The organism is Bacteroidales bacterium (genome assembly GCA_018334875.1).
Classification (GTDB): Bacteria; Bacteroidota; Bacteroidia; order Bacteroidales; family UBA12077; genus JAGXLC01.
In genome coordinates this window covers 1-8,329 of the sequence record JAGXLC010000177.1, presented here as the reverse complement: position 1 = coordinate 8,329, position 8,329 = coordinate 1, and the positions used below count along the sequence as shown (strand labels likewise).

Annotated in this window: 6 protein-coding genes; all 6 read right to left on the bottom strand. The window is 42.5% G+C overall.

Annotation, left to right across the window (positions count from 1 at the left end):
- Positions 1-1,288: 1,288 nt before the first annotated feature.
- Entirely contained in the window at positions 1,289-3,436 is a 2,148-nt protein-coding gene (locus KGY70_13365; protein MBS3776177.1) for a S46 family peptidase, read from the bottom strand.
- Positions 3,437-3,444: 8 nt separating this feature from the next.
- Entirely contained in the window at positions 3,445-4,056 is a 612-nt protein-coding gene (gene maf / locus KGY70_13360) for a septum formation protein Maf (protein ID MBS3776176.1), read from the bottom strand.
- Positions 4,053-5,006 carry a geranylgeranylglycerol-phosphate geranylgeranyltransferase gene (locus tag KGY70_13355; protein MBS3776175.1) on the bottom strand — a complete coding sequence of 318 codons (954 nt, stop codon included), beginning with the start codon at positions 5,004-5,006 and terminating at the stop codon, positions 4,053-4,055. The genes maf and KGY70_13355 overlap by 4 nt, the downstream gene beginning before the upstream one ends.
- A 46-nt stretch (positions 5,007-5,052) precedes the next feature.
- Positions 5,053-5,553 carry an HAD hydrolase family protein gene (locus tag KGY70_13350; protein ID MBS3776174.1) on the bottom strand — a complete coding sequence of 167 codons (501 nt, stop codon included), beginning with the start codon at positions 5,551-5,553 and terminating at the stop codon, positions 5,053-5,055.
- Positions 5,540-6,331 carry a DUF2520 domain-containing protein gene (locus tag KGY70_13345; protein ID MBS3776173.1) on the bottom strand — a complete coding sequence of 264 codons (792 nt, stop codon included), beginning with the start codon at positions 6,329-6,331 and terminating at the stop codon, positions 5,540-5,542. The genes KGY70_13350 and KGY70_13345 overlap by 14 nt, the downstream gene beginning before the upstream one ends.
- Before the next feature lie 281 nt (positions 6,332-6,612).
- Positions 6,613-7,821 (bottom strand): serpin family protein, encoded by a 1,209-nt coding sequence (locus KGY70_13340; GenBank protein ID MBS3776172.1) that lies wholly within the window; start codon positions 7,819-7,821, stop codon positions 6,613-6,615.
- Positions 7,822-8,329: the final 508 nt, after the last annotated feature.

The following is an 8,329-nucleotide window of genomic DNA, read 5'->3' as shown; positions in this document are numbered from 1 at the left end:
TTCGAAAAGGAGGAACTGGCCGGTATGATGGAAGCATGTAGTAAGCTTTAACCTGCAGTATTTAGATTACTGCAAACCAGACCCCGGAGGGGTCAAACAGCGATAACCCCGGGTGAAACCCGGGGAAGTAAGCTACCAAACCCATAGCGCTCCAAATGCTTCAAGTCAATAAGACACCCATGCTTCTCCTGGAGCGCAATATAATAACTTATATAGTTGAGTCTAACCTAAGAAAGCACCTCGTCAGAGCATACGACTAATGGTGACTTCGCTAATCTGTCGCGCACGCTACGCGGCGCCAATGATATTGGGGGGATGTCTCTATCGCTATTTGCCGTCGCTGACGGCAATACGTGTTTTTCTACAGAATTCGATTTTACGATGCCATGATCAAAAATTAATGAGGCTTTTCATTCAGGAACGAACTGTAAGCTAAGGCATCTCGAAGAATACAATAAGTATTTAGATTACTGCAATAACCAGACCCCGGGGTCAAACAGCGATAACCCCGGGTGAAACCCGGGGAAAGTAAACTACCAAACCCATAGCGCTCCAACTGCTTAAAGTTAATAAGACCTCCATGCTTCTCCTGGAGCGCAATATAAGAACTTATATAGTTGAGTCTGACCTAAGAAAGCACTTTGTCTGAGCATACGATTAATGGTGACTTCGCTAATCTGTAATCTGTCGCGCACGCTACGCGGCGCCAATGATATTGGGGGTAGGGTTTCTCTATCGCTATTTGCCGTCGCTGACGGCAAGAGGTGTTGTTTCCAAAGAATTTGATTTTAACGATGCCATGATCAAAAATTAATGAGGCTTTTCATTCAGGAATGAACTGTAAGCTAAGGCATCTCGAAGAATACAATAAGTATTTAGATTACTGCAATAACCAGACCCCGGAGGGGTCAAACAGCGATAACCCCGGGTGAAACCCGGGGAAAGTAAACTACCGAACCCATAGCGCTCCAACTGTTTCAAGTCAATAAGACCTCCATGCTTCTCATGGAGCGCAATATAAGAGCTTATATAATTTTTAGAATAAGGCTAAGAGTAGAAGATTGAAATAAAGAAGTGGTTGGTATATAATTGATAAATTGTTAAATGGCTAAATGGCTACATTGTCAAATTGTTGCCTCGAGCCATGACCATCAGAAGATTCTGGCAAATTTTGCCAACTGCCCCTTGCTCCCGCAGAATGCGGGACCAACTGTCTTACTAAATCTTATTTCCTTAAATTTGATTCTGCAATATAGTAAGCTGCCCATTGCCCCTTGCCAACTATTCTTCACTCAACCACCGTCATCTCCTCTATCAAATAATCCGCTTCCGCGAACCGGTCGATTATGAACAGTACGTACCGTATATCCACAGCAATATTCCGGCATTGTGCAGGATCGTACATGATATCGCTCATGGTACCTTCCCAGTTTCTGTCGAAATTGATACCGATGAGCTCACCGTTGGCATTGATGACCGGGCTACCTGAATTGCCGCCAGAGGTATGGTTAGAGGCAATAAAACATACCGGCATCTCGCCTTCTTCATTGGCATACCGGCCATAAGTCTTCTCTTCATAGAATGTACGAAGCTTGTCAGGTATCTGATAGTCTTTGAGTCCTTTCCGGTTTTTCTCCATAACTCCACCGAGGGTTGTCTGATGGTTGTAAACAACCGCATCTCTCGGGTGATACCCTTTCACTTCGCCATAGGCCACCCGCATGGTAAAATTGGCATCGGGCCAGAATACCTTATCCTCCTGCATCGATCTCAGACCCCTGACATAGACTCTGTACATACTGTCCAGCCGGGTGTTATAGCGTTCATATCCGGGCCTGATGGTTTGGTAGTACACATCCAGGAAGCTGTCCGCAAGCTTATAAGCCGGATCTTCCATGATGGCTGTAGTATCCTCCGGTTCAAAGTTCTCAAGAAATTTCCGTGTTTCTGCTGAATCAACAAACATACTGTTGTCAAAAAGATGCCTGGAATAAGCCTTGAAATCACCATCGAATTGCTCCTCTATCGTCTGGAAAATCCGGGGATGGAATTTCTCTTTAACATTTTTATGATAATTCCGGAGCATCTGCGGACAAATCTCCCGGTCGATATCCGGAACATAACTTCCATAAAAATCCTGTATATCCATACGGGAACTGACTCTGTCAACCTGCTCCTGATTCTTAACATGTACCATCTGATCCCAGCGGGAAGCAAACTGCAACAGCTCGATGGCATAATACCCGGCCTCCCTGAAATGATCACTGGCTATTACATAGGGTTTATAATCGCGGTACACCTCTCCAAACCTCTGTATAAGGCCACCGTAGTCGTTCTCTCTTCCGGTGTTTTGTCCAACCCACTTTTTAAATTGCTTTTCCAGCCGCTCCTTTTTTTCAATGGCATTCATGCGCCTCAGTCCCCTGACCTCCCCTTTCCAACGCTTCCATGAATTGCTCACCCCGGACTGTTTAGAAGCATATTTCAGATTAATGGCCTCGCTTGTGTCCATATATTTCTCCATTACCTCCAGCCGCTTGTCGCGGAGCTTGATCCGCCGGGGGTTTCGGTATTTCTGTATCAACCTGACGGCATCAGAAGTGAGATATTGCTTTGTGCTGCCGGGATAGCCCATGACCATCGTAAAATCACCTTTTTCATATCCTTCCAGGGATATGGGCAAATGTTTTTGGGGCTTGTAGGGAACATTTTCTTCTGAATATTTGGCCGGCTCATTATTTTTATCTGCATAAATTCTGAACACGGAAAAATCACCGGTGTGGCGGGGCCACATCCAATTGTCCTCGTCACCGCCGAACTTTCCTATGGATGAAGGGGGAGTCCCCACCAACCTTACATCCCTGTATGTTTCATAGATGAACATATAATATTCATTGCCATAATAAAAGGGCCTGGTGACAGCATTATAATGGGTTCCTTCCGTAGCTTCCTGCTCCAGGGACTTTATTGTTTCATCCACTGCTGCCTGACGCTCTGTTTCCGTCATATTGTCGTCTACATTTTCCAGTACCCGCTCGGTAACGTCCTCGATGCGTACAAGAAAAGTGGCGGTAAGTCCCGGATTAGCAGCTTCTTCCTTCTTCGAACCAGCCCAAAATCCGTTTTCCAGGTAATTGTTCTCAACGGTGCTGTGCTTCTGAATATAACTGTAACCGCAATGGTGATTGGTAAGCAGCAAGCCCTGATCGGAGATGAGTTCACCGGTACAGCCGCCGCCAAAAACAACCACCGCATCCTTCAGGCTGGAATGGTTGATGCTGTATATTTCTTCAGCAGAAAGCCTGAACCCTTCCTCATGCATGTCATCAATATTGAACTTCTCCAACAGGCTGGGGATCCACATACCCTCACCGGCAAAGGAATAACTGAATAAAGCAAAAAATAAAACAAGGGGAAAGACAAATTTTTTTGTCATACGGAATATTAAGATTTAGATTGCTGTTTGTCCAGAAAATCGCTCAACTCCACATATAACTCCTGTACAGGAAGTCCCATGACATTAAAGAAAGAGCCTTCAATTTTTTCTACCCCAATGTAACCCAGCCATTCCTGAATACCATACGATCCGGCTTTATCGAAAGGTTCGTATTTATCAATATAATACCAGATCTCTTTATCGGTAAGTTTTTTGAAATGAACATCCGTTCTGGAATAAAAACTTTTCCTCTGATTCATCGAACGGATGCAGACACCTGTATATACCTGATGCGCCATACCAGAAAGTGAGCGCAGTATATCAAAAGCCGCTTTCTGATCCTTTGGTTTCTGTAATACCTGGCCTTCTTTCCAAACGATCGTATCGGCAGTGATAACGATCATATTCTTCGTCAGTTCATCGTTAAAGGCATCGGCTTTTTTCCTTGCCAGATAAAGGGGTATCTCCTCACCGGTAAGGCCTTCGGGATAAGTTTCCTGAATCATCTGCTTCAATTTGACATCAAACTTGATCCCAAGTTCTTTTAAAAGGTATTGTCTGCGCGGTGACTGGGAACCCAGTATAACCTTGTATTTTGCTATCTCCTCATAGAATTTCATATAACCTGTGTTTGTATGATATACCTGGCCACCAAAGCATATAAAATTCCAAAAAGCATGATGACCTTTAACACGTTACCTATAAACTCAAAATCTGCTCTCTCAGTGGCTTTTACATTTTTAACGATCAAAAATACAAAAGGCAAATACAAAAACAATGAGAAATAAATCAATGTAATGGTATCTTCCAGATAACTGAAAAACACGTAATTCAGCCCTGCCATTGTAATTAATATCAACAGGTTGACAATATTTTTGGATGTTCTTACGCCCAGAATTACCGGTAATGAATTCCTGCCGTAAACGCGGTCGCCTTCATAATCTTCAATATCCTTAACGATCTCACGCATCAGATTCATTATAAAGGCAAAGAAAGCAAAAACAAGTACCCAATGGAAAAGGTACATAAAATTCATATTTTGCTGCAAGAGCAATTCTTTATATTCCTCGTTAAGCATTGGAATTTCAAATACAACCACCATTAAAGGTACCAGGGCCGTCAGTAGAGCCACCAGGATGTTGCCCACCAGAAACTGCCTTTTATAGGTAGTGGAATAAAACCACAACACCCCTGCAACAAGTGGAAAAATCAAACCCAAATAGGGTATACCCACATGAAAAGAGAGATACAATCCCAATCCAATCCCAACCATGTTCAATGCCAAATGAAAGATCATCGCAAACCTGCGGTGAATTTTGGTGCCTACAAGCACTTCACGGGGCCGGTTGAGCAGATCGGTGTGGGTATCGAAATAGTCGTTGATCACATATCCTGCGGCAGTAATGCAAACCGTGGACAGAACAAGAAGGAAGAAATGAAAGGAATCCAGTTGAAGATCGAACCGATTCACCTCAAGCATGGGTTCAATGATACCCCATCGCATCAGGTACTGAGTTAATACGACAATAATAAGGTTGGGATACCGGATGAGTTTCAGATAAGTATACATAACATTCATGTAAAAAAGCACCAAATATCAAATCTCAAATCCCTATTTACATCCATTTTCCCTGCGACCTGAGCACCTGCTCAATGACATCGCGCACGCATCCATCCCCGCCTTTAAAGCTGGAAATATAGCTGGCAACCGATTTAATCTCTTCAGCAGCATCGGAAGGACAGGTAGGTACACCACATTTTCTCATCAGATCGTAATCCGGAAGGTCGTCGCCCATAAACATTATAGAATCCGGATCAATGTTGTACTTAAAATAAAAGTCTTCCAGGGCTTCCATTTTATCTGTAATGTTTAAATATATATCCTTTATGCCCAGGTCACTGAATCGCTTTCTGACCATCTCGGAATCTCCGCCTGAAATGATGGCTATGGTATAGCCCTGCTGAACAGCATATCTAACAGCGAAACCATCTTTTATATTAAAACCTCTGACAAATTTATTATGCTCCAGCATATAAATCTTTCCGTCTGTAAAAACCCCATCTACATCAAATATAAAAGTACTGATTTTGTTCAGCTCTTCCTTAAAATTGCCCATTCTCTTCCCCTTTTGACTGATAAAAATCCATGATTGAATCGCTGACAAATCTATACAAATTTTGCAATTTCTCTGAATGGGAAAGCAATTCCAGGTGCTTTTCGATGGTCTGATTATCACCCCGGAAGGCCGGGCCGCTCTGGGATTTTAAAGGAGAATGAATGAGCGCTTTGTCCACCGTTTCTCTGATCAGTGGTTTCAGCACATTGAAAGGTATATCATGATGTTTAAGAATGTTTTCAGCAGAAGCAAACATAAAATTGATGAAGTTACAGGCAAAAACCGCAGCAACATGAAGATACAGACGCTGCATGGAGTCTATATTATATACGTTGTTTGACAATGTATCTGCAAGTTCTCCCAGAATATTCAAATTTTTATCTGTATTGGCTTCAATACAGAGGGGTATATCCGAAAAATCGGATAGCCAGTCTTTGGTGAAAGTCTGAAGGGGATAAAACACACCGTAATCATTGGTACAATCACTGAGCACATCCATGGAAACACTTCCTGCAGTATGCACCATAAAAACATCATTGTGAGGAAACTGGCTCAATACTTCCTCCATAGCATCGTCTTTCACAGCAATAAAATAAATGTCCGCATCTGCAACCACGCGGTTCAGTTCCGTAATGGGTTCGGCTACTGCCTGGTGTGCAAGTTCTTCAGCAGACTCGCTAGTCCGGCTGTACACCTGAATGATCTCATGACCTGACTTTCTCAACGCCATAGCCAGATTGGTAGCCACGTTACCTGCTCCGATAAATACAATTCTCATATTAAAAGATTTTTAAATGGCGCAATTCCGGATGATCAGTAAAATGCCTCAAAATTATCATATTGAATGACAAAATACTATATAATCCTTAAGCGCTTTATTCATCAAACATTAATATTTTTATCAGAAGTCAATATTAAAAAAAATTCAATACGAAAAAATACACAAACAAAAATTCACCGAAAAATTTGTTTATAGAAATTCTGAGAGAAGAAGATTTTTAAGATATTCTGAAGTAGGTAGGAAGGTAAAAGTATAAATCACAAATTACAAGCGTCAAATTACAATCTTCCACTAGGCACCGGTTCATTCAGCCTTCCCATAAACAGGATGGCGTTTGTGCGGTTATCTTTTATCAGATAGATGAAAGGATGGTCGGCTTTGAATTCCACCTTTTTCACCAGTGAAGATTTGCTCATTACCGCACCTGTGGCAGCGGCTGCTTCTGTTCCTTCTTCGTTTACCTCAATAAAAGCCTTGTGGGCCACATCGCTTATAAAAAGCTCTTTTCTGCCGGTCATGCCCGAAAAATCCGCACCTTTGGAGAAGGCACTTTTCATTCCGAGGTTGATCAAAGGGTCGTTCAGATTGTACTGTGTCTCTGCTTTGAATTTGGGCAGCCACAGCTCCACCTTTTTTGTAAACATGGATTCCTGATATTCCTCATAAAGCTCTGCATCCAGCTTCGACTCCAGTTGACCGATCCCAAAAACTTCCTGGGGCAGAAGGATCATCATGGATAAATCCTTACCGGAATAGGGCAACTCGATAACCTGCGCCAGTTCATCTTCATAGTATTCTACAGAAACAGAACGACGCATAAAAGGAACGTGCGTTTTCCTTTTCTCACTCACATAAAATACCTCGGGTCTGTTCTTGCTTTTATCAAAAGGGTACTCCCACATACCTTTAAAATATATGGCATTGGCAAGTACCATCCTCACCGAAGGATTCAACATGTCTTCTGTTATAAGATCACTGATCTTATGGTTGGTTTCCCGCTCCACCCATTCATTGATCTTCCTGCGGGCTTCAGGATGGTTGTTCCGAAAATCCACCCGCTCAAGGCCGGCCTGATAATAATTTTTGTTAATGTTCAGAAATTCATCCAAAAATTCAAAGTTCTGCTGACACCAGAGGGAATTGGCCACATTCAGTTGAACCCGCTCCTCATTCAGCGTGTCGAGGTGTTTATTCAGCAGATGATAATGCTTTGCCTGAGCTTTTTTATCTTCGGAGAAGCCGAACACCTGCTGCATTTCCTTTTGGGTATCGCCTTTGGCACCGGTATAGGTCATGGCCAGAGCCGAGGAAATGCTGTAAGGCGAGAAAAAAACATTTTCCCCTTCTTTTTGTACTTCCTCAAAAAGATCGAAGGCGAAGCGGTTGTTGCCCTGAGCCGCTTCATTTATCTCCTGCTGAGCTGAAACGGAAGATAACATGCCCGCCATGAGGGCAAACAATATGGCAAGAATACTGAATGGTTTCATAACAATGGTTTTTAAGTAAACACCAATTTAATATAATCAAAAATCGAACCAATATTTGAAACGGATGGTTTCGATGAATATTGAAATGAGGCTAAGGCTAAGGCTAAGGCTAAGATAGAGAGGGGCTAAGATTGAATTGCTAAATGGTTACATTGTCAAATTGTTGCCTCGAGTCATGACCATCAGAAGATTCTGACAAATTTTGCCAACTGATTTTTAAAAGGAGGCTAAGGCTGAGGCTGAGGCTGAGACTAAGAGAGGGGCTAGGGTTAAATGCTAAAAATGATTATATGAGAGAACGTAGTAATTCACCCCTAGCCCTTTCTATCTTATCCTCAGCCTCAGCCTTAGCCTTAGCCTCAGCCTCATTCAATCATTGTATAAATCTTGCATCTTTAAAATATTCTGTGTATTTTGCATGACCAAATGACCATTCTTTAAACATCTACACCATGCCGGTTAAAAGATTATATCCCTATAGTGATGTCGATATGCTGACTGCCTCTCA